Source organism: Bacillus sp. CHD6a (assembly GCF_001293645.1).
GTDB lineage: Bacteria > Bacillota > Bacilli > Bacillales > Bacillaceae_I > Sutcliffiella_A.
Genome location: NZ_LBMD01000007.1, coordinates 19076 through 40293, shown reverse-complemented (window position 1 = coordinate 40293; position 21218 = coordinate 19076). Strand labels below are relative to the sequence as shown.

At 40.9% G+C, this 21218-nt stretch carries 19 protein-coding genes, 3 pseudogenes and 2 riboswitches; of the genes and pseudogenes, 17 read left to right on the top strand and 5 right to left on the bottom strand.

What is annotated here, in order from left to right; all coding sequences use genetic code 11:
• Positions 1 to 270 precede the first annotated feature (270 nt).
• The 4 genes from AAV98_RS07570 (at position 271) to AAV98_RS07555 (ending at position 3414) form a co-directional block, all read left to right on the top strand.
• On the top strand, positions 271 to 1497 hold the full coding sequence (locus AAV98_RS07570; RefSeq protein WP_231687717.1) for an aminopeptidase: 1227 nt from the start codon (positions 271 to 273) through the stop codon (positions 1495 to 1497).
• A gap of 142 nt (positions 1498 to 1639) precedes the next feature.
• Complete coding sequence (locus tag AAV98_RS07565) at positions 1640 to 2182, top strand: sigma-70 family RNA polymerase sigma factor (RefSeq protein WP_060664958.1); 543 nt, start codon at positions 1640 to 1642, stop codon at positions 2180 to 2182.
• Positions 2175 to 2933, top strand: coding sequence for a signal peptidase I (gene lepB / locus AAV98_RS07560; protein ID WP_060664957.1), 759 nt, complete (start codon positions 2175 to 2177; stop codon positions 2931 to 2933). The genes AAV98_RS07565 and lepB overlap by 8 nt, the downstream gene beginning before the upstream one ends.
• Before the next feature lie 37 nt (positions 2934 to 2970).
• A complete protein-coding gene (locus AAV98_RS07555) occupies positions 2971 to 3414 on the top strand; it encodes a hypothetical protein (protein ID WP_060664956.1) in 444 nt (147 codons plus the stop codon).
• Between the two features lie 124 nt (positions 3415 to 3538).
• Here the strand turns inward: AAV98_RS07555 and AAV98_RS07550 are convergent, their stop codons facing one another.
• Together AAV98_RS07550 and AAV98_RS07545 are read right to left on the bottom strand one after the other, a co-directional pair.
• Positions 3539 to 3763: a hypothetical protein gene (locus tag AAV98_RS07550; RefSeq protein WP_060664955.1), complete on the bottom strand. Its 225-nt coding sequence runs from the start codon at positions 3761 to 3763 to the stop codon at positions 3539 to 3541.
• A gap of 20 nt (positions 3764 to 3783) precedes the next feature.
• Positions 3784 to 4953 (bottom strand): oxalate decarboxylase family bicupin, encoded by a 1170-nt coding sequence (locus AAV98_RS07545; protein ID WP_060664954.1) that lies wholly within the window; start codon positions 4951 to 4953, stop codon positions 3784 to 3786.
• A gap of 86 nt (positions 4954 to 5039) precedes the next feature.
• Here AAV98_RS07545 and AAV98_RS20730 point away from each other — a divergent pair.
• The 6 genes and pseudogenes from AAV98_RS20730 to AAV98_RS20920 all read left to right on the top strand — a co-directional run.
• A pseudogene (locus tag AAV98_RS20730) lies at positions 5040 to 5483 on the top strand (GNAT family N-acetyltransferase); the annotation flags it as partial.
• A 42-nt stretch (positions 5484 to 5525) separates the two neighbouring features.
• Positions 5526 to 5954 (top strand): aminoglycoside 6'-N-acetyltransferase, encoded by a 429-nt coding sequence (gene aac(6'), locus AAV98_RS20725; RefSeq protein WP_331456867.1) that lies wholly within the window; start codon positions 5526 to 5528, stop codon positions 5952 to 5954.
• A 2-nt stretch (positions 5955 to 5956) separates the two neighbouring features.
• Positions 5957 to 6709: a class I SAM-dependent methyltransferase gene (locus tag AAV98_RS07535; RefSeq protein WP_082380814.1), complete on the top strand. Its 753-nt coding sequence runs from the start codon at positions 5957 to 5959 to the stop codon at positions 6707 to 6709.
• Positions 6710 to 6721: 12 nt separating this feature from the next.
• Complete coding sequence (locus AAV98_RS07530) at positions 6722 to 7189, top strand: NUDIX hydrolase (RefSeq protein ID WP_060664952.1); 468 nt, start codon at positions 6722 to 6724, stop codon at positions 7187 to 7189.
• A gap of 27 nt (positions 7190 to 7216) precedes the next feature.
• Positions 7217 to 8083 (top strand): AraC family transcriptional regulator, encoded by an 867-nt coding sequence (locus tag AAV98_RS07525; RefSeq protein ID WP_060664951.1) that lies wholly within the window; start codon positions 7217 to 7219, stop codon positions 8081 to 8083.
• Positions 8084 to 8233: 150 nt separating this feature from the next.
• The gene (locus AAV98_RS20920) at positions 8234 to 8536 is read left to right on the top strand and encodes a DUF5658 family protein (RefSeq protein WP_442853677.1); all 303 of its coding nucleotides are present in this window, start codon (positions 8234 to 8236) and stop codon (positions 8534 to 8536) included.
• Positions 8537 to 8556: 20 nt separating this feature from the next.
• Here the strand turns inward: AAV98_RS20920 and AAV98_RS07515 are convergent, their stop codons facing one another.
• Positions 8557 to 9375, bottom strand: a complete 819-nt coding sequence (locus tag AAV98_RS07515; protein WP_060664949.1) for a YqhG family protein — start codon at positions 9373 to 9375, stop codon at positions 8557 to 8559.
• A complete protein-coding gene (locus AAV98_RS07510) occupies positions 9353 to 11050 on the bottom strand; it encodes a DEAD/DEAH box helicase (RefSeq protein ID WP_060664948.1) in 1698 nt (565 codons plus the stop codon). The genes AAV98_RS07515 and AAV98_RS07510 overlap by 23 nt, the downstream gene beginning before the upstream one ends.
• A gap of 268 nt (positions 11051 to 11318) precedes the next feature.
• A riboswitch (glycine riboswitch) is annotated at positions 11319 to 11418 on the top strand.
• A gap of 3 nt (positions 11419 to 11421) precedes the next feature.
• Positions 11422 to 11514, top strand: a riboswitch (glycine riboswitch).
• A 105-nt stretch (positions 11515 to 11619) separates the two neighbouring features.
• On the opposite strand from AAV98_RS07510, the gene gcvT reads away from it, so the two are divergent.
• The 4 genes from gcvT (at position 11620) to AAV98_RS07490 (ending at position 16396) form a co-directional block, all read left to right on the top strand.
• A complete protein-coding gene (gcvT, locus tag AAV98_RS07505; protein WP_060664947.1) occupies positions 11620 to 12723 on the top strand; it encodes a glycine cleavage system aminomethyltransferase GcvT in 1104 nt (367 codons plus the stop codon).
• Positions 12724 to 12741: 18 nt separating this feature from the next.
• The gene (gene gcvPA / locus AAV98_RS07500) at positions 12742 to 14088 is read left to right on the top strand and encodes an aminomethyl-transferring glycine dehydrogenase subunit GcvPA (protein WP_060664946.1); all 1347 of its coding nucleotides are present in this window, start codon (positions 12742 to 12744) and stop codon (positions 14086 to 14088) included.
• The gene (gene gcvPB / locus AAV98_RS07495; protein ID WP_060664945.1) at positions 14085 to 15551 is read left to right on the top strand and encodes an aminomethyl-transferring glycine dehydrogenase subunit GcvPB; all 1467 of its coding nucleotides are present in this window, start codon (positions 14085 to 14087) and stop codon (positions 15549 to 15551) included. The genes gcvPA and gcvPB overlap by 4 nt, the downstream gene beginning before the upstream one ends.
• A gap of 350 nt (positions 15552 to 15901) precedes the next feature.
• On the top strand, positions 15902 to 16396 hold the full coding sequence (locus AAV98_RS07490; RefSeq protein WP_060664944.1) for a DinB family protein: 495 nt from the start codon (positions 15902 to 15904) through the stop codon (positions 16394 to 16396).
• A gap of 50 nt (positions 16397 to 16446) precedes the next feature.
• On the opposite strand, the gene AAV98_RS07485 is transcribed toward AAV98_RS07490, so the two are convergent.
• Positions 16447 to 16827 (bottom strand): rhodanese-like domain-containing protein, encoded by a 381-nt coding sequence (locus AAV98_RS07485; protein WP_060664943.1) that lies wholly within the window; start codon positions 16825 to 16827, stop codon positions 16447 to 16449.
• 173 nt (positions 16828 to 17000) lie between these two features.
• On the opposite strand from AAV98_RS07485, the gene AAV98_RS07480 reads away from it, so the two are divergent.
• The 3 genes and pseudogenes from AAV98_RS07480 to AAV98_RS07470 form a co-directional block, all read left to right on the top strand.
• Positions 17001 to 17837 carry a lipoate--protein ligase family protein gene (locus AAV98_RS07480; protein WP_060664942.1) on the top strand — a complete coding sequence of 279 codons (837 nt, stop codon included), beginning with the start codon at positions 17001 to 17003 and terminating at the stop codon, positions 17835 to 17837.
• A 435-nt stretch (positions 17838 to 18272) separates the two neighbouring features.
• Positions 18273 to 19070, top strand: a pseudogene (locus AAV98_RS07475) (ribonucleotide reductase N-terminal alpha domain-containing protein); the annotation flags it as partial.
• A gap of 324 nt (positions 19071 to 19394) precedes the next feature.
• A pseudogene (locus AAV98_RS07470) lies at positions 19395 to 21164 on the top strand (vitamin B12-dependent ribonucleotide reductase); the annotation flags it as partial.
• Between the last annotated feature and the right edge of the window lie 54 nt (positions 21165 to 21218).

The following is a 21218-nucleotide window of genomic DNA, read 5'->3' as shown; positions in this document are numbered from 1 at the left end:
TGGTCTTTTTTTTGTGGCTGATTGGAGGTTAGAAGGCGTGAAAGAGTTACAATATCGGTTGAAAAAGTCATAATGAGCGTCAGAAAAGTTACAATGACTCATCAAAAAGTCACAATCATCCTAAAAATAGTTACAATAACACTTTCAGAAGATAAAATCCCCTTTGAGCCAGTGAAGTTCCCCTCGTGAAAATATATAAATTCTCACTAAACCTACAATTCCGCATCCTATGATACAATATTCTCATCAACCAAAAGGAGGAAATACATAGTGCTACAAGAAAAATTAACTAAATACGCAAAACTTGCGCTAAAAGTTGGGATCAACTTGCAAGAAAACCAGCCTCTAGTCATCAATGCCCCTATATCAGCAGCACCATTTGTCAGAGAGGTGGCCAAGTTTGCCTACAAGCTTGGTGCAAAATACGTACATACTGAATGGAATGATGAACAATTAACCAAGATTACATATGAAACAGCCTCAACAGACTCACTCCAGACTGTTCGTGAGTGGAAAGTAAAAGGAATGGAGGAAATGGCGGAAGAAGGAGCGGCATTTATGTCCATCGTTGCTTCCAACCCAGATCTTCTGAAAGATGTGGACCCTGAGCGCGTTTCTATTTCTAACAAAGCTCAAGCAAAAGCCATGCAAAACTACCGGAAATATATTCAAACTGCTAAAGTCAGCTGGGCGATTGTTTCCGTACCATCACAAGAGTGGGCAGCAAAGCTATATCCAGATAATTCTCCTGAAGAACAGGTTGCAAGGCTGTGGGAAAACATTTTCCAAGTAACACGTGTGAATGAAAACGACCCTGTAGAAGCTTGGAATAAACACATCAAAACCTTACAAGATAAATTACAAGTACTAAATACGAAAAAATACAAAAAACTTCATTACAAAGCCCCAGGAACGGACCTAACTATTGAGCTGCCAAACGAACAGGTTTGGCTTGGGGGAGGAATGAACAACGATCAAGGTACTTATTTCGTACCGAACCTTCCAACAGAAGAAGTATTTACGGCACCTGTAAAAACCGGGGTAAACGGAGTAGTGGCATCCACTAAGCCGTTAAATCTAAACGGAAATTTGGTAGACAATTTCAGCCTTACGTTTAAAGACGGCAAGGTGGTAGAGTTCACTGCAGAGCATGGATATGAAGTGTTGAAAAAACTCTTGGAAACCGATGAAGGAGCCCTGCATTTAGGCGAAGTGGCACTTGTACCTCACAGCTCACCAGTTTCCAAGCAAGAAGTGATTTTTTATAATACACTGTTTGACGAAAATGCCTCTTGTCACTTGGCTCTAGGTTCTGCTTATCCAATCAATATTGAGGGAGGCGCAAAAATGAGTAAAGAAGAGTTAGAAGCAAAGGGAATTAACACCAGCATGATCCACGTGGACTTCATGATTGGTTCAGGGGAGCTTAACATAGAAGGAGAAACGGAAGAAGGCGTTATAGAAGCAATCATGACAGATGGGGAATGGGCCATCTAATCATAGAGCAGGAGATTTTCTTTTCAAAAAGAAGAACTCCTGCTTTTTTCTTTTGGTAAAATTAAAAGAAAGATTTTCCAAACTTTCCAAGGGGTAGCGTCGTCTAATCCTTAAACTTAATAGAGAAGAAGGTGAAGACAGCTTGGAAGATTCATTAAATCAACATGATCCGAAAAAAATGCATATTGAAAGTATTATGAATCAATACGGTAGCGACTTGGTGAAGTTAGCATATTCCTACGTGAAGGATTTTCAGATTGCTGAAGATCTTGTACAAGAGGCTTTTGTAAGCTACTTCAATCACATAGATAATTTTCGAGGTGAAGCAAGCCCAAAAACTCTTCTATATAGGATAACTATCAACAAATGTAAAGATTATTTCAAGAGTTGGCATTACCGGAAAGTAAGGATTTCTGACTTGTTTGGACGGCTAGTAGAGGATAAAACCCAGACCCCTGAAAACGTAATACTGGTGAAAGAACACAAGAAAACTATAGCTGACATGGTATTGAACCTTCCACTGAAATATAGAGAGGTTGTATATCTCTTTTATTATGAGGAGCTTGGCTTGAAGGATATTAGCAACACACTTAATGTTAACCTCAGTACGGTTAAAACGAGGCTATCTAAAGGGAAAGAACTGTTGCGAGTTCACTTTGTGGAAGGGAGTATTGGCAATGATTGAAAAAGAATTAAAGGAATTACGAAAAGAAATGAATCAATATATTTTCAATGATGTGTCTTTTAAGGAGGATAGTAAAGAAGGTGTTATTTTGAAAATTGGAAGAAAACCTCAAAAAAAGCGGAGTCGCAATCTTATATATAGCGTGAGTACCCTCGCTATAGCTGTTTTGTTTTTTATGGTCTTTCCCCTATTATTTAGTGATCAAAAAAATACCGGAGTCATTACAGACAACATCACAAATGAGACAATAGACAGAGTGAATTATGAAAAAGATATGTTGTTGTATGAACATAGAAGCGACAATATGGATAGGTATGATTATAACTACTATAAAGAGCCTATTGTGATTGACCCTGACTATTATAACGATAATGAATTTAGGCGAGGGGACGTTGTGTATTTTGAATATCCTGAAGATGGATTATATCAACTTGATATGAAAGATTCATACGGAGAGCCCAAATCCATTTCAAGAGTAGTTGGACTGCCTGGCGAAATCATTCATATTAATGGTGGACAAATATATATAAACAACAAAAAATTGGACACATTCTACGGAAATGCAGTAAACAATCCCCGAAATGATGCTATAAAAGACTCACTTAACGAACATGAACTTGAAAAATATCAAATACCTGAGAATCATGTTTTTGTAATTGGTGATAGTTGGTGGAGAAGTGTGGATAGCATTACTTTTGGGTCCTTATCAGTAGAAAATATCGAGGGGAAGGTTTTAGGCTATCGGAAATAGAATTAATAAGAATGTCTTTTTATAAGGGGATGAGTAGTTGAATAAGAAAATATTACTAAGTCTCCTTTTCACATTCCTTGCTTCTAATAACGTATTGGCCTTGGACTGGGCTTATCCATTTGTAGTTTATAAAGGCGGAGTGTACGAGGTGACCGATGAACGACTTACTAAAGAAGAATTAGGTAATGAGATTGGGGAGGTTAAAAGAAAGGCTGATGAGTACTCTGGCAACTATTATGGAGATGCATCCAACCTTTATGATAAAGGCACAAAGTATTATGACATTGAGGGATTTGCTCCTGAGACAGCCATTGCAATTGAAGAACGTAGCGGGGAGTGGGTAAAAGCTGTCTACCTTCATAAAGCACCATTTCATTGGACAGATCTACTGCCATATATCTTGCTAGGGATTGCCGCCTTTGTCCTATCTATTGTTTTATCTTTAAGGTATGCAAGAAAAAGAGAGACCCATCAGTATTAGCGAAGCTACTGAAAAACTAATACCGTAAAATTTTTATGATACCTAGCTGGTGATTGGAGCAAAAGGCGAAGACTCCTGAGGGAGATAAAGGTAGCTTGAGACCCCTCAAGCGTTGCGAGGAGGCTCAAGCACCTTCCCTAGGAAAGCGAAGCCATTTGCGGAAATCAACAGCGGTGTTTAATAAAATTTCATAATCAAGGTCTTTTTTAGTGGCTTGGGCGTAGCCGACGAGGCTCACATCAGCTCCTAGGAAAGCGAAGCCATTTGCGGAAATCAACAGCGGTGTTATAAAAATTCTAAAATCAAAGACTTTTTCAGTGGCCCCGTCAGCATTAACCGGGCTTTCCACCAGTCTTACTTTTTCTTAGGTTAATACGTATAAGGTGGAAACTTCACTACAGGTTCTTTTTCTTTTCGTATGTTTTTTGTAAAGGAGGAACTAACATTGACATTGCTGTCCACCAGCTTTCTTGGCGTCAATGCCATCCACTGGGCCAGGGAAACGTCTTCAAACCGATCGCTTTTGAACATTTCGAGAAACCAAACCGTTTCATCGCCTGTGTTCTGGATATAATGTCCGGTTGCAAATGGGACATAACCGACGTCTCCAGCCATGTAATCAAAGGTTCGGGCAGTCCCGTCCCCAAGAAAGACGGTCATACGTGCTTTTCCTGTGAGGTAATATTGCCATTCATCATTGTTGGGATGCCAATGGAGTTCCCTCATACCCCCGGGTTTCACTTCCACAAGTGCAGCTGCTACGGTTTTGGATATTTTAAAAACGGTGGAATCGACAATGCGAACTGATCCTCCAGAAAATTCAAGTGGTGGCTGTTTTAGCAATTCATATTTGAATGGAAGAGGAACCTTTCCATAAGGTGATGAGACAGCCTGCGTTTCAAGAGGTCCGGGCACCTCGCTTTGATAGATGTATACCTGTCCTTTTGGCCGATCGTCAAATGTACTCTCAGGAACTCCAAAGTTTGCAGATAATACTTCCTTTGGCGTATGGGCAAACCAGTCGGAAATGGATAGGGTGCTTAAATCGGAAAAATCTCCAGAGTCAAAAACCAATAGGAATTCACAATGCTCCAATCCTTGAATGGAATGGGGGATGCCTGGTGGAAAATACCATAAGTCACCAGGACCGACATCGGCAATGAAATTCTTTCCGTTCTGATCAACAGCAGTAATGCGGGCACGTCCGAGAATCATATAGGACCATTCTGCCTCTTTGTGCCAATGGAGCTCCCTAACACCACCTGCGGTTAGACTCATGTTAACACCAGCCAAAGTGGTAGCGATGGGAAGTTCTCTGACCGTAATCTCTCTGGACCATCCTCCATGTTTCAGAATCATAGATGTATCCGAGAAGGAGAAACGCAGATTTGGAACAATACCGGCATCCGTTTTTGGTGGTACGAGCAAATCAGGATTTTGTAGATCTCTCAGTACATTTCTCGGGCCAAGATCAAGTGCTCCTGCCCCATCGCTTCTGATAGGCTGGGGGATTCTTTTATCTATTTTTTCGTCAGTCATCTCGATCACCCTTTATTAAAGATAATGAGGAAATCCACACTATTCTACTGTTATGAAACGATATTAAAAAATAGAAGAGGGACAAAATCATGAAAATTACACTACGAGAAATAACAGCTGAAAACTGGCAGAAGGCAATTCAATTAAAAGTATCAGAGAACCAACAAAACTTCGTCGCATCGAATCTGTATTCCCTTGCGCAAGTGCAGTTCTTACCTGAATTTAAGGCAATGGGAGTTTATGTGGAAGAGGAAATGGTTGGTTTTACGATGTATGGTATTGACGCGGATGACGGGAACTACTGGATCTACCGTTTAATGATAGATGAAAAATCGCAAGGGAAAGGATATGGAAAGTCTGCTCTTTATGAAGTGCTCGAGGACATAAGATACACAAACTCCACAGGTATTCCTTATGTCGTGCTTGGCTTTGAACCAAAAAACCACTTAGCGAAAAAGATGTATGAGAATGCTGGTTTTGTAGAAACAGAGATGGCTTCATGGGGAGAGCAACTGGCAAGATTAGAACTAAAAACACAAGATGATACCGAGGATCCTAATATAGTAGAAGCTTTGACCGCTCATAAAGAGCACTACACCGAAATGGCGTTAGACCTCTGGCCGGAAAGCACGAAGGAAGAACTCTATGAGTCTTTTCATGAGATGATGGCTTCCAATCGGGACAAGATTTTATTTTACCGCTTAGGTTCCGAGTTTGTTTCCTTTATCCATCTTTCTATCAGAATGGATTATGTGGAAGGAACGGAATCATCACCGACAGGGTACATAGAAGGGGTATATGTGAAGCCACAGTACAGAAGGAAAGGGTACTCTGCAAAGCTGGTGCAGGTAGGAGAACAGTGGCTTAAAAAGAAAGGCTGCAAACAAATCGGATCGGACATCCACTTGGACAATCATGTAAGCTATGATTTCCACATTGGGATGGGCTTTAAGGAATCAAGCAGATTAATCGCTTTTATTAAAGATATAAAGGGGGAATAGAGATGAATCAACTATTAGAAAGTAATCGCAAAAGCTGGGACAAGGTCGCCCATTATTTCAACGGGGTGGACGCCCTTCCTAGTTACGGGCCTTTCAGTCAAACTGAAGATGAATTGAAGCTTTTGGATGATTTACAAAACAAAAAGGTGTTGGATATCGGGTTTGGAAGTGGTCATTCTTTAAAGTACATGGCGGAGGAAAAAGGTGTAAGTGAACTGTGGGGAGTGGACCTTTCCTCCGAGCAAAAATCAGTTGCAGAAAGGACTCTTCAAGGCCTGGAACCTCACTTATTTTGTGCACCGATGGAACTGGAAACTGCCCTTCCTAAAGATTATTTTGATTGTGTTTATTCCATCTATGCGTTGGGATGGACGACGGATTTGAAGACAACCTTACATTTAATCCATTCTTATCTGAAAAAAGGAGGAAGTTTCCTTTTCAGCTGGGATCACCCATTGTACGCTCATATTAGGAGCGAAAATGGTGTCATGACTTTAGGCGGCTCATATCAGCATGAAGGGCTACACACCTTTGAAAAATTTAAAGGGGAAGATGCACCAATGACTATTCACACTCGAAAACTGGCAACCTACATAAACGAATTAATTGAAGCGGGCTTTACTATTGAGAAAGTAGTGGAAAGTGAGGAGGGTGCACGTTTTAAAGATGAGGACGCTCCTGTATCTGACCGCTACTATTCTCTTTACAAAACTCGCAGGTTTCCATCGACACTAATTATTAAAGCCAGAAAATAAGGGGGATTAGAGATGTTTTTCATTAATGTAGAGGGTGCTGTGTACAGAGGGGACAAATGGTTAATGATTGAGCGGAGTCGCAAGGAGGAGCATGCAGGTGGGCTGCTTTCCTTTGTTGGCGGGACGGTTGATCAAGAGGGTGCTTCTTCCAATATTTTGGAGCGGACTTTGAGACGTGAGTTAATGGAGGAAGTGGGTATCAGCGTTCATGATAACACGACGTATGTCCGAAATACTTCTTTTGTTTTACCGGATGGCCGGGAAGTTGTAGACATCGTATTCTTGTGTGAATGGCAAAGTGGCGAGCCCTATCCGAAGAGTCCGGATGAGGTGGAGGCTGTTCATTGGATGACGACGGATGACATAGTGAACCATCCTAAAACAGAATCCTATTTACATGACAATATTAGAGAAGCAGATCGATTAAGAAACCTGCCAAAACATAGCACAAACGAACAGGAAATCAATTGTTCACGCTGATAGGATAGACATAAGGGGTGAGGTAATATGGCGTTGGTAGAGTCGATTCAGCTGGCAATCGAATATATGGAAAAGAACCTGACAGAAGACATTACGATTGGGGATATAGCTAGACATGCAAATGTTTCTTCCTTTCATTTTCAACGCACATTCGGTTTGTTGACGGATACATCGGTTGCAGAGTATATGAGAAGAAGAAGGTTGACACTTGCTGCACAGGAATTGCTTACAACAGACAACAAGATCATCGATATCGCCTACAAATATGGTTACGACACTCCTGAGGCTTTCACGAAGGCATTCCGAAGGCAACATGGTACTTCTCCAACAGAAGTGCGGAAGCATGAAGGGAAGCTGCAAACTTATAACCGCCTGGTGATCCAGGTGACATTGGAAGGGGCAGAACCGATGAAGTATAGTGTAGTGAACAAAGAGGCATTTACAGTGGCTGGGAAAAAAAGAAGATTTTCATGTGCTAATGATGAGCAGTCTAGGGACATCCCGAAGTTTTGGCAGGATGTGAATGCAGAAGGTTTCACAGATAAGCTGTTTGCATTGAATAATGGTTCCATTAAAGGTGTACTCGGTGTGTGCGAAGGTACAACGGAAGAGATGAAGTCGGATCAAGTTATGGACTATTGGGTGGCTACTTCTGTAGAAGGGGAGATACCAGAAGAGTTGGAGAAAATGGAGATTCCTGCATCAAAATGGGTAGTCTTTGAAGTACACGGACCTATGCCGCACGCCATGCAAGATACTTGGAAGCGTATCTTCTCAGAGTGGTTCCCATCTAACAGCTACGAACATTCAGGAGCACCGGATTTTGAATTGTACACAGACGAAGACCCTTCGAATCCAGACCTATACTCGGAGATTTGGATACCGATAAAATAAATAAAAGTGAGTGAGTCTAGTTTGTTACCTATAGACTCGCTCTTTTTTTTATTCCCGCTCAACTTCGTTCTCAAAAAAGAACTATATACTTGTATTATTGAGAAAATTTTGGGTATAATAGTTCTTATAAGAGAACAGGCGAGGTGTGGGATGGTTAAAAAGCTATTAATTGCACTGCTGCTATTAAACATATTTGATGGAGTTGCTACCTATTTTGGCCTGCACTTTCAATTAATTAATGAAGGCAACCCCCTAATGGAATCCCTCTATGAGACAAGTCCTTCCTTATTTTTACTCTTTAAACTTGGAGTTTCCGCAATTTTACTCTTTTTCATAAAACACAACCTAAAACTCAAGTCAAACCTACTTAAAGTGGTCTGCCTTACTGCCGTATGTGGATATAGCATTGTCACAGTCCTACATATGTACTGGATATACTATTATTTAAGTTAAAAACATACACAATGGTAGCCTTATCTACCACTGTGTATGTCATTGATAAAATTAGGACCCATATAGAAGAGCCCACCGTTAATGATTGTTACATGTATTTTCGGTTCATATTGCTCTTGAAGGGCTTTTTTTTCTGTTTCATAGGCTTCTGGTTTTTCATCATCATCCTCATAAAAATGTGTCAAAAGCTGGAGATCTTGATTCCATCTTTTCCGCGCATCTTCGGCCCATTGATGATCTTCACTTGCAATAAATCCATTTACATAATGCTCAAGTCTAGTAAGGCCACTTGCGGGCTTAATAATCGGAGTCATGGTAAAACAAAAATCAGGAATTTTAGGTGTCAGATTGATCTTTCCCACTTCTTCTTGGAATTTTTCTACAATCGTACCTGTAATCAGATGGATACCAAGTGACATTATAACGTCCTTCTTGCGGTCACATTGATAACTTACTTTCATATTTACATTTAACCAAGGATGGAGGGGAAGATGGCCTGCACCGTTATGAGAAGGAATGTTTTCATACAGACGAATATACCCTGCAAGACTTTTCGTAGATTCGAAAATTTGATGCATACGTGGAGAGCCAAAATGGACATGATCCCCTTTTAATTCTTCAGGTGCCTTGTTGCTGTCCGTAATCAATGTCATTTTCATTGGATTCGGTACTCCGCCCGTTTTTTCTAGATAGTGCCAATAGAATGGACGGTTCATTAGCTCTTTGTCCATATCAATGGTCAATTGCACGGCAAGATGGCTGTTCGTGTTCTCGACTATTTCACAGCTGTTTGCCGTAAAATAGCGCTCCAAAAATCTATGAATTTCCCGCTGCTGCATGTGGGCCTTCCTCCTTTTTCATCTGATCGGCAAACTCAATAATAGAGGAGAGGTTCTCCATCTTTATCTTCATTTCACCCTCTGATTTGGAATGAAGCATGATATCTTGTATGTGCTCTTCTAAATTCTTGATTTCCATTTTCGTCAAGATATCGTCAAGCTCCCCAATGACTCGTTCAAACAGGTTGATTTTCTCATAAAGAAGCTTCAAAATATGTTCCTCGACAGTGTTGCTTGTGGCAAAATTATAGATATTCACATCACGCTCTTGTCCAAGCCTGTGAATCCGGCCAATACGCTGTTCAAGTCTCATAGGGTTCCAAGGTAGGTCGTAGTTAATAATATGGTTGCAGAATTGAAGGTTGATTCCCTCGCCACCGGCTTCTGTCGCAATCAGTACTTGCACATGATTTTTAAACAGTTCTCTCATCCAATCCTTTTTGCCTCTTTTGAAGCCACCACGAAAAGGAACAGACGTGATACCATTTTGCTTTAAGAACCATTGAAGATACATTTGAGTTGCTCTATATTCGGTGAAAATAATGACCTTGTCATTTACTTTTCTAATTAGCTCTAAAACCTTTTCTGCCTTAGAGTTACGTCCAACCAAATCAATTTTTTCAAAAATGTTCAAAAGCCCTTGTGAAGGTTGATAATGTGGATTTTCTTGTTGCTTGCGTTCAATCATGTTTTTAACGGTATAGTAAACGGCTTCCCTGCTGCTGCATGCTTCCCGCTGTAAGGTCATGATGGAGAATTGACTAGTAATCGGCACATAAGGATCTGTCTTTAGCTGGTTAATGGCATCATAAAGGTCCTGTTCCTCTTTAGAAAATTCAATGATACAAGACTCCACATTGCGTTTAGGCCAATCAATTCCCGTATCCCCGCGCCTGTTTCGAATCATCACTTTATTGACGAGTTCTTTTAAATAATCGTCATTCTCAAGTTTTCTGTCTTTTGCACGGAATACTTCCGTAAAATTACTCTCGCTCCCAAGGTGACCAGGTTTTAGAAGGGAAACTAGGTTGAAAATCTCTTCCACTTTATTTTGAATAGGAGTGGCTGTTAACAAAAGGCAGAACTTTTTCTTTAAGTTCTGCACAAATTCATAGTTTTTGGTTTTATTATTTTTCAGTTTATGAGCCTCATCAATGATTACCATGTCGTACTCTAAGCTATTAATGATTTCACGGTGCGGGCTCCTTTTTGCGGTATCAATGGAAGAGACTACTACATCACATTGCTCCCACACATAACTCTTTTTTTGACCGATAGCAGGGATGTAAAATTTCTGATTCAATTCAACCGCCCATTGTGACACAAGCGAAGCCGGTACGAGTATCAATACCTTCTTCACTAGACCTCGAATCATATATTCTTTAAGAATAAGACCGGCTTCAATGGTTTTACCTAGCCCCACTTCATCGGCTAGTATGGCTTTCCCGTTCATTTCCTCCACCACATTTCTGGCAACTTCCAATTGGTGAGGAAGTGGAGTCAGTTGTGGCAGGTGGGAAGGAGCAAGCAACCCTTCAAATTCTGGAATGCTTAGATGATTTTCTACTTCTAACGCAAGCTTGAATAGTTCGTAATTAGCCCAAGGACCATCATCTTCCATTCGTTTTAACAGTTCGTCCTGCCATTCTTTATCAAAAACAATCTCTACATTCATTGTTGTGCATCCTTTCTGAATTATCCAATTTATAGTATGTTACAAAAGGATAGCGTTTTCATTAGAAAATATTGATAATCTACTTGATTAAACACGAACATTTAGCTATTTAAAAATAATAATAATAAGTGTTTTTATATTGCCAGATTCCTTTGTCTAATGGTAGGATAATAGTGAGCTTTTTAAGGCAGTTTGCCTGGCTATATAAACATGAATGTTGTAGCTTTTTATTAGTATGACCATGTTTGAAGAAAATATTATATGGCGAATGAGAACAAGGGGAGAGACTGCCTTCAAAAATACGGCAGCGCCGAAGGAGCAAGCAGAATGACTGTGAATCTCTCAGGCAAAAAGACTCTTGTTGGACGCAACTCTGGAGAGCGTTTATTCCTATTCATTCAGAATAAACCACCAAAGGGGAAAGCCTTCTACATAAGGTAAACTTTCAGGTGCAAAGGACAGAGAACTCTTTTTTGAAAAAGGAGTTTCTCTGTCCTTTTTTGGAACAGAGCAAAAAGGCAAACTAGTAGGTTTACATTCTTTTGGTTAGTAAAAGGAGGAGAAAAGTAATGACTGAACTTAAAAAAACACCATTGTTTGATGTGTACAAAGAGCATGGTGGTAAAACAATTGATTTTGGTGGATGGGATCTTCCTGTTCAATTTTCAAGTATTAAAGAAGAACACGAAGCGGTTCGAACAAAAGCCGGTTTATTCGATGTTTCCCACATGGGAGAGATTGAAGTAAAAGGAAAAGACAGTCTTGCTTACCTACAGAAAATGATGACAAATGACGTTTCCAAACTCAAAGACGGTGGTGCACAATACACAGCAATGTGTTATCCGGACGGAGGGACGGTAGACGATCTTCTAGTCTACAAAAAAGCAGATGAGGATTACCTGCTTGTTGTGAACGCATCCAATATAGAAAAAGATTACGATTGGTTAAAAAGCCATGCAATAGAAGAAGTAGAAGTTACAAATATCTCAGAGAATATCGCACAGCTTGCAATTCAAGGTCCAGTGTCCGAGAAAGTTTTACAAAAACTTACTAGCGCAGACCTTTCAGAAATTAAATTTTTTAAATTTAAAGAAAATGTAGATATTGATGGTATTTCAGCGCTTGTTTCTAGAACTGGTTATACAGGAGAAGATGGATTTGAAATTTATTGTCAGCAGAAGGACGCAGTTCAACTTTGGAACACGTTACTTGAGGCTGGAAAAGAAGACGGTCTAGTTCCTTGTGGGTTAGGTTCCCGTGACACCTTGCGTTTTGAAGCAAAGCTTGCTCTTTACGGTCAAGAGCTTTCAAAAGACATAACTCCGATTGAAGCTGGTATCGGTTTCGCAGTCAAAACGAACAAAGAAGAAGATTTCTTCGGCAAAGAAGTTTTAAAAGAGCAAAAAGAAAACGGCGCACCTCGCAGTATCGTTGGGATTGAAATGATAGACAAAGGTATTCCTCGACACGGCTATGAAGTTTTTGTAGGGGAAGACCAAATAGGAGAAGTAACAACTGGTACACAATCTCCAACTTTAAAGAAAAATGTCGGTCTGGCACTTTTGAAAAAAGAATTCACAGATCTTGAAACAGAAGTGGAAGTGCAAGTTCGTAAAAAGCGTCTTAAAGCAAAAGTGGTTAAAGCACCATTCTATCAACGCCCGAAAAACTAACTGGAGAGGGGAACTCACATGAAACATCGTTATTTACCGATGACAGACCAAGACATTCAGGAAATGCTGCAAGTAATAGGAGTACAGTCTATTGACGAACTATTTTCAGACATCCCGGAAAGCGTCCGCTTTGACGGAGAACTAAAAATTAAACAAGCAAAATCCGAATCAGAATTGATGCGCGAGTTAAGTGAGCTTGCTGCTAAAAATAAAGATTTACGAAAGCATGCTTCCTTCTTAGGTGCTGGCGTATACGATCATTACATGCCGGTCATTGTAGACCATGTTATCTCCCGTTCAGAATTCTATACAGCCTACACACCTTATCAGCCTGAGATCTCACAAGGGGAGCTGCAAGCAATCTTTGAATTCCAAACAATGATTTGTGAACTAACAGGCATGGATGTAGCAAACTCGTCTATGTATGACGGTCCAACAGCCTTCGCAGAAGCAGCGATGCTTTCTTGCGGTCATACGAAAAAGAAAAAAGTTCTTATTTCAGGCGCGGTTCACCCTGAAGCTAAAGCAGTGGTAACTTCTTATGCAAAAGGACAATATGTAGAAGTGGTAGAAATCCCAACAAAAAATGGAGTAACCGATGTAGCTGCATTAGAAGAAATGATGTCGTCTGACGTTGCGGCAGTCATGGTTCAATATCCAAATTTCTTCGGTCAAGTGGAACCGTTGCAAGAAATTGAAAAAATTGCCCATACAGAAAAGGGAATGTTCGTTGTCTCTTCCAACCCGTTGGCACTTGGTGCGCTGACACCTCCAGGGAAATTTGGTGCTGATATCGTAACAGGTGATGCGCAACCATTTGGTATCCCGACTCAATTCGGAGGACCGCATTGTGGTTATTTTGCTGTAACATCCAAATTAATGCGTAAAGTTCCTGGTAGATTAGTAGGACAAACAGTGGACGAGGAAGGCCAACGCGGTTTCGTTCTGACTCTGCAAGCACGTGAACAACATATTCGCCGTGATAAAGCGACTTCCAACATTTGTTCTAACCAGGCATTGAATGCACTCGCAGCGTCTGTTGCCATGACGGCTCTAGGCAAAAAGGGTGTGAAGGAAATGGCAGTACAAAACATCCAAAAAGCGCAATATGCTAAGCGCTCTTTAGAAGCAGCAGGTATTGAAGTAACATTCACCGGGCCGTTCTTCAACGAATTTGTTGTAAAGCTGTCCACTCCAATTAAAGAAGTTAATCGAAAACTTCTTGAAAAAGGATTAATTGGTGGGTATGACTTGGGTACTTACTATCCTGAATTAGAAAACCATATGCTACTTGCAGTTACAGAGTTACGCACGAAAGAAGAAATCGACACACTAGCGAGAGAAATGGGGGCTCATCAGCAATGAAGAAGCAAAATCAACCACTCATTTTTGAAATGTCCAGAGAAGGTCGTATCGGATACAGCTTGCCTGAAAACGATGTACCAGAAGTAGATTTAGCAGAACTTTTCCCAAGCGAATACATCCGCGAGGAAGCGCCAGAACTTCCTGAAGTTTCCGAGCTGGATATTATGCGTCACTATACGGCATTGAGTAATCGTAACCACGGTGTGGACTCTGGTTTCTATCCGCTAGGTTCTTGTACGATGAAATATAACCCCAAAATCAATGAAAACGTAGCTCGATTCCCAGGCTTCGCACATATTCACCCGTTGCAGGATGAGTCCACTGTCCAAGGTGCATTGGAATTAATGCACGACCTACAAGAGCACTTGGTTGAAATCACCGGAATGGACGAAGTGACACTTCAACCTGCTGCCGGAGCCCATGGTGAGTGGACAGGTCTAATGATGATTCGCGCCTTCCACGAAGCAAACAATGATCATAAACGTACAAAAGTTATCGTACCTGACTCCGCTCACGGAACAAACCCGGCATCTGCAACAGTCGCTGGTCTTGAAACGATTACGGTAAAATCCAACGAAAACGGTTTGGTAGATTTAGAGGATCTTCGCAGAGTGGTAGGGGAAGATACGGCCGCTTTGATGCTGACCAACCCGAACACACTAGGACTTTTTGAGGAGAATATTTTAGAAATGGCCCGCATTGTCCATGATGCAGGCGGAAAGCTTTATTATGACGGAGCGAACCTGAATGCAGTGCTAAGCAAAGCGCGTCCTGGAGACATGGGCTTTGATGTGGTTCACTTGAACTTGCATAAAACATTTACAGGTCCTCACGGTGGCGGTGGCCCTGGTTCCGGTCCAGTCGGCGTTAAAGCGGATTTAATTCCTTACTTGCCTAAGCCATTAGTCGTGAAAAAAGAAGACGGCACGTTCGGTTTCGACTACGATCGTCCAGAATCTATCGGCCGCGTGAAGCCGTTCTACGGCAACTTCGGCATTAATGTTCGTGCATACACGTATATCCGCTCAATGGGTCCAGATGGTCTGAAAGCAGTAACAGAATATGCCGTACTAAACGCGAATTACATGATGCGCCGTTTGGCAGAACACTACGACCTGCCGTTTGACAGACATTGTAAGCACGAATTCGTATTGAGCGGTAAGCGCCAGAAGAAGCTTGGGGTTCGTACATTGGATATCGCCAAACGCCTGCTTGACTTTGGCTACCATCCGCCAACCATCTACTTCCCATTGAATGTGGAAGAATGTATTATGATTGAGCCTACAGAAACAGAATCAAAAGAAACATTGGATTCCTTCATTGAAGCGATGATTCAGATTGCGCGTGAAGCGGAAGAAAATCCGGAAGTGGTACAAGAGGCACCACATACGACCGTAATTAAGAGATTGGATGAGACGCTGGCAGCGCGTAAGCCGGTGTTGCGTTATCAGAAGGAAGCTTGAATCGAATATTGATTGGAGAGAGGACAGGGGGACCTGTTCTCTTTTTTGGGGGTGTGTAGACGTAGACGGGAATTTGTGGGTTTAATGGTGTCGGAATTTGTGTGAATGTGTCAATTTCTTGATATATCTCAGAAATTATTGATATATGCTGAAAATTATTGATATATCCAGAGAATTATTGATATAACGGAATTTTCCTCGATATATTCCATTTTTTCTTGATATCCGCATCATGCCGACTCCGTACGATCACTTTAATGCCATAATCCATTACGTCCTATCTCTTTTCACTTCTCAAACTCCACAAAAACCCGTAAGATAAAAGTAGAAACAAGGGGAGGGAAAAGCAAATGTACTATGAGCAAACCTATAAAGCACGAGAAGAACTGCTGGAAGTATTAAAAGGAATCTCAGAAGAACAACTGCACGAAAAGCACGAAAACCTCTGGACAGTCTCTCAAAACGTAGAGCACTTATATCTAATTGAAAACAAGATCACCAACGGCCTAAGAAAAGCGATTGAAGTGAAGCATGAAGTAGCAGAGAAAGAATTAAATTTGGCAAAAATCCTAGCCAACAGAACATATAAAGTGGTGGCACCGGAAGATATTACTCCTTCTGAACACCGATACACAAAAGCAGAACTAATCAATCTGCTGGAACAATCCAGAGCTAACCTGAACACATTCATCCAAGAAGTGAATGAAGAGATCTTACATAAATACGGCTTTAATCACCGCTGGATTGGCGACCTCTCCGCACAACAATGGGTACAACTAATTGGGTTCCATGAGCGACGTCATATCGATCAAATCAACCAAACAATAAACAACACCGTTCAATAAACACAAAAGAGCACTTGCAGTTTCTCATACTCTGCAAGTGCTCTTATCTATTAGTTCTTCGTTCTAATTTTACCGCCCCATTGCTTGAAGCCGCCCTTAAGTTGATAAAGCTGCGTGTACCCTTTACGCTTTAACATTTGAGCTGCACGACCACTACGCATAGTGTTCTGGCAATAAATATAGACAGGTTGGTCTTGTCTTACCTCTCTCATTCTCATTTTCATTTGAGATAGAGGGATGTTTCTTGCGCCAAGGATGTGCCCGCCTTCATACTCTTTTGGTTCACGAACATCAATCAATTGCGCTTTACGATAACCAGCACGAAATTCTTCTTCCGTTAAGGTTGTTAGAATTTTACGTTGGTAAATGAACATGATCACTGAATAGACAATAAATGCTGCCAAAATTCCTAATGTTACGTATAAAGCCAAACTAGACAACCCCTCTTTTTCTTTTTATACCAAAGTATATTATATAAAAGCTCGTCCGAAATGTCATCCTTTTCTACTAGTCAGCTTTAAAAAACTGCCAAGCTTTAACTTTGAATTCCCGGTGTACTTTTGGTAGACTAATTCATCATATAAAGATAAATGAGGTACATAACATGACGAGAGAAACTTGGAGGTTTATTGACTCACAAAATCAATCTCCTGCATTTAATATGGCGCTTGATGAAGCGTTATTAGATTGGCACAGCAAAGGCATGATTCCACCAACTATCCGTTTTTACGGTTGGAATCCTCCGACATTGTCTGTCGGTTATTTTCAAAAAGTAGAAAAAGAAATAAATATGGAACGTGTAAAAGAACTTGGTCTTGGGTTTGTCAGAAGACCTACAGGTGGTCGCGGTGTCCTTCATGACAAGGAACTAACCTATAGTGTTATTGTCTCGGAAGAGCATCCAGAAATGCCGAAAACCGTAACAGAGGCATACCGAGTTATTTCAGAAGGTATTTTAGAAGGTTTTAAAGCGCTTGGGCTAGATGCATATTTTGCTATTCCAAGAACAGAAGAGGAAAAGCAAGGACTGAAGAATCCCCGTTCTTCCGTTTGTTTTGATGCACCATCTTGGTATGAACTTGTAGTGGAAGGAAGAAAGGTTGCCGGAAGTGCGCAGACACGCCAAAAGGGTGTCATTCTGCAGCACGGCTCCATTCTACTAGATATTGATGAGGACATGTTATTTAGCCTATTCAACTACCCAAGCGAACGTGTAAAGGAACGAATGCAGAAGAATTTTAAAAATAAAGCGGTGGCAATCAATGCTCTTCGCGAGTCTCCAGTTACCATGGAAGAAGCAAAGAAGGCTTTTTATGAAGGGTTTGAAAAAGGACTTAACATTACACTTGAAACATATGAGCTGACAGAAGCAGAATTAGCTGAAGTACATGCCATAATGGAAAAGAAATATTCCACAGACGAGTGGAATTATAAAAGATAACGAGGAGCATATTTCTCGTTATCTTTTTGTTTTGCACTACATCTAGTAGGGTAGTGTAAAGAGTCGACTAGATATGTAAAAAGTCAAGAATGAAAAATAAAAAAATATTTTTCGTCAAAAAGGAAGGATTTTCTTTAAACGTTGGTACAGTAGGCTTGCTATATTTCGTAAAAATGCGCAACCGACAAAAAAAGTCATTCTGCCTCGAAAATAGAATATAATCTTCGTTTCTCTTGATTATCCTCCCTAAATTGACCCTTTTACAATTTGACAAATTTAGATTTATTCCGCGGAAAATCTATATATAGTAGTGTCGAAAATATTTTATATACTATATGTTGATATCTTGCCTGCAGATATGATACCTTAACTGTACAAACAAATTTTACAAAAGTAACGTTTGGTAGAACTACTAGTTTTAGAGGAGTTGTAATTATGACCATTGCAATTAATGAAGACAAATTGAAAATTAATGTAGAACGTTTGAACAAGGACATCACCTTATTTCCTCAAGTACACCCCATTACAGAGGACATGACCACCACACATAAAGGTGTTTCCCGCCTGGTCATGCTCGATCGTTACGCATTCAAAGATACAGAAAAAGTAACCCTTACTGCTGGAGATTTTGTTGTATTAACGATTAAAGAAGATCCCAAATTCCCTGCAAGAGGTCTTGGTTTCATTCAAGACATAGACTGGTCTACCAAGAAGGCTTCTGTACTAATTGAAGAAGAGTATCGTGGAGTTCTGACAAAGCAAGGTGAAGTGGAAACAGGCGTTGTTGTTCGTTCCCTAGATGTCATTGAGAAGCCACTGGAAGTCTTCTACGAGCAAATTGCCAAACGTAACGCCAAAGGCTTGGCAGCCGTAGAAACGACAGAAGAGAAGCGCCAGGAATGGTTTGAAAAGTTCTATCATGAATTGGTTAACATGAATTTCGTACCGGCAGGACGTGTGTTGTACGGTGCAGGAGCTGACACAGACGTAACCTACTTCAACTGTTATGTGATGCCGTTTGTGCAAGATTCCCGTGAAGGAATATCGGAACACCGTAAACAGGTAATGGAAATCATGAGCCGCGGAGGCGGGGTTGGGACAAACGGATCAACGCTTCGTCCACGAAACGCACTTGCAAGAGGAGTGAACGGTAAATCCTCTGGTAGTGTTTCCTGGTTGGATGACATTGCAAAATTGACGCATCTTGTGGAACAAGGTGGATCAAGACGTGGTAAATCAGCTTAAGTGCCTCGTCTATAAACAAACCTCGTGAATTGCTGGAAAGTCTTTCATGACTTGTTGGCTACAACGTGACTGGAAACGGTGAGCGTGAATGCTTAAAAACAACAAGTGGAAAAAGATAATCAGCAGCCAAGCACCTGTCAAATGGTGAAGGTTCAACGACCATCGAAAACATGCCGAAGTTTGGTAGAAGTGAGTAGAGTAGGATTCAAGCGAATCCGAAGTGCGAGGACACTTTTTATAAAAAGTGTAAGATATGGTCTGAACTCTATGGTGACATAGAGAGTCGATTCAGCGAATCGGCGTAACGAAATGGCTCAAATGATTATGCTAGCAGACTGGCACCCAGATATCGTCGAATTCATCATCTCCAAAATGCAAAACCCGAGAATTTTGCGCTACCTAATTGAAAATACAAACGATGAAAGCATCAAAAAAGCGGCAGAGGATAAACTGAAGTTCACTCCATTAACAGATCAGGAAATCACAATGTACCAATCTGTTACAAACTTCAAGCACATCCCTGGATATGGCGGATTTACAGAAGCCATCATCAAGGATGCAGAGCAGAAGTTAAAAGTTGGTGGAACTTACACCGTTCATAACTCAGAGTTCCTAACTGGAGCCAACATCTCCATTACCCTAACAAAAGAGTTTATGGAAGCTGTTGAAAACGACGCTGACTTTGATCTTCGTTTCCCTGATGTGGAAGCATACGATAAAGATGAAATGGCTATTTACAATGAACAATGGTCAGAAGTTGGAGATGTACGAGAGTGGGAGAAACTTGGTCACAAGGTGAGAGTGTACAGAAAGATTAAGGCAAAAGAACTTTGGAACCTAGTCAATATCTGTGCAACATACTCAGCTGAACCTGGAATCTTCTTCATCGACAATGCCAACGATATGACCAATGCAAAAGCATACGGACAAAAGGTTGTAGCAACCAACCCATGTGGGGAACAACCCCTCGCACCTTTCTCTGTGTGTAACTTAGCAGCTGTTAACTTGGCTCAATTTGCAGACAAGGAAACGAAAACTGTAAATTTTGAAAAGCTAAAACAAACAGTAGAAGTCGGCGTTAGAATGCAAGATAACGTAATCGATGCAACGCCTTACTTCTTAGAAGAAAATAAAAAACAAGCATTAGGAGAGCGCCGTGTTGGTTTAGGAGTAATGGGATTACACGATCTTTTAATCTATTGTGAAACAGAATACGGCTCTGAAAAAGGAAATGAGCTGGTTGATAAAGTATTTGAAACGATCGCAGTCACTGCATATCGTGCTTCTGTGGAACTTGGAAAAGAAAAAGGGAGCTTCCCATTTTTAGAAGGTGCAACAGTAGAAGAAACGAACCGACTTCGTGAAGCATTTACTAAAACAGGCTTCATGAGCAAAATGCCGGAAGATATCAAAGAAGGCATCATGACTTCAGGTATCCGTAACTCTCACCTGTTAACAGTAGCTCCAACTGGTTCAACAGGAACGATGGTAGGAGTATCTACAGGACTTGAGCCATACTTCTCCTTCTCCTACTTCCGCAGTGGACGTCTAGGGAAGTTCATTGAAGTAAAAGCGGACATCGTTCAAGAATACTTGGATGCAAACCCAGAAGCGGATGCAGAGAACCTTCCGAACTGGTTCATCTCCGCAATGGAACTTGCTCCAGAAGCACATGCAGATGTTCAGTGCATCATTCAAAACTGGATTGACAGTTCCATTTCCAAAACGGTAAACGCACCAAAAGGATATACGGTCGATCAAGTTAAAAATGTGTACGAACGCCTTTATAAAGGTGGAGCAAAAGGTGGTACCGTTTATGTGGATGGAAGCCGTGACTCCCAGGTACTAACGTTAAAAGCGGAAGAGAACACAATGGATGAAGGCGAACAGATCCAAATGGAAGATGTCGTCAAAAAGCCTGTAGTGCTTGTTGAAACGATTAACGATCTACGTTCAACGAATGTACAATATGGATCAGAAGTAGGCAACACCTGCCCAGTATGTCGAATTGGTACAGTAAAAGAGATCGGCGGTTGTAATACTTGCACAGATTGCGGTGCGCAGCTGAAGTGTGGATTATAATTTTAACAAAACGAGTATGGTGTAGCTTTGAAATAAAGTCGCGATGTTTGTAAA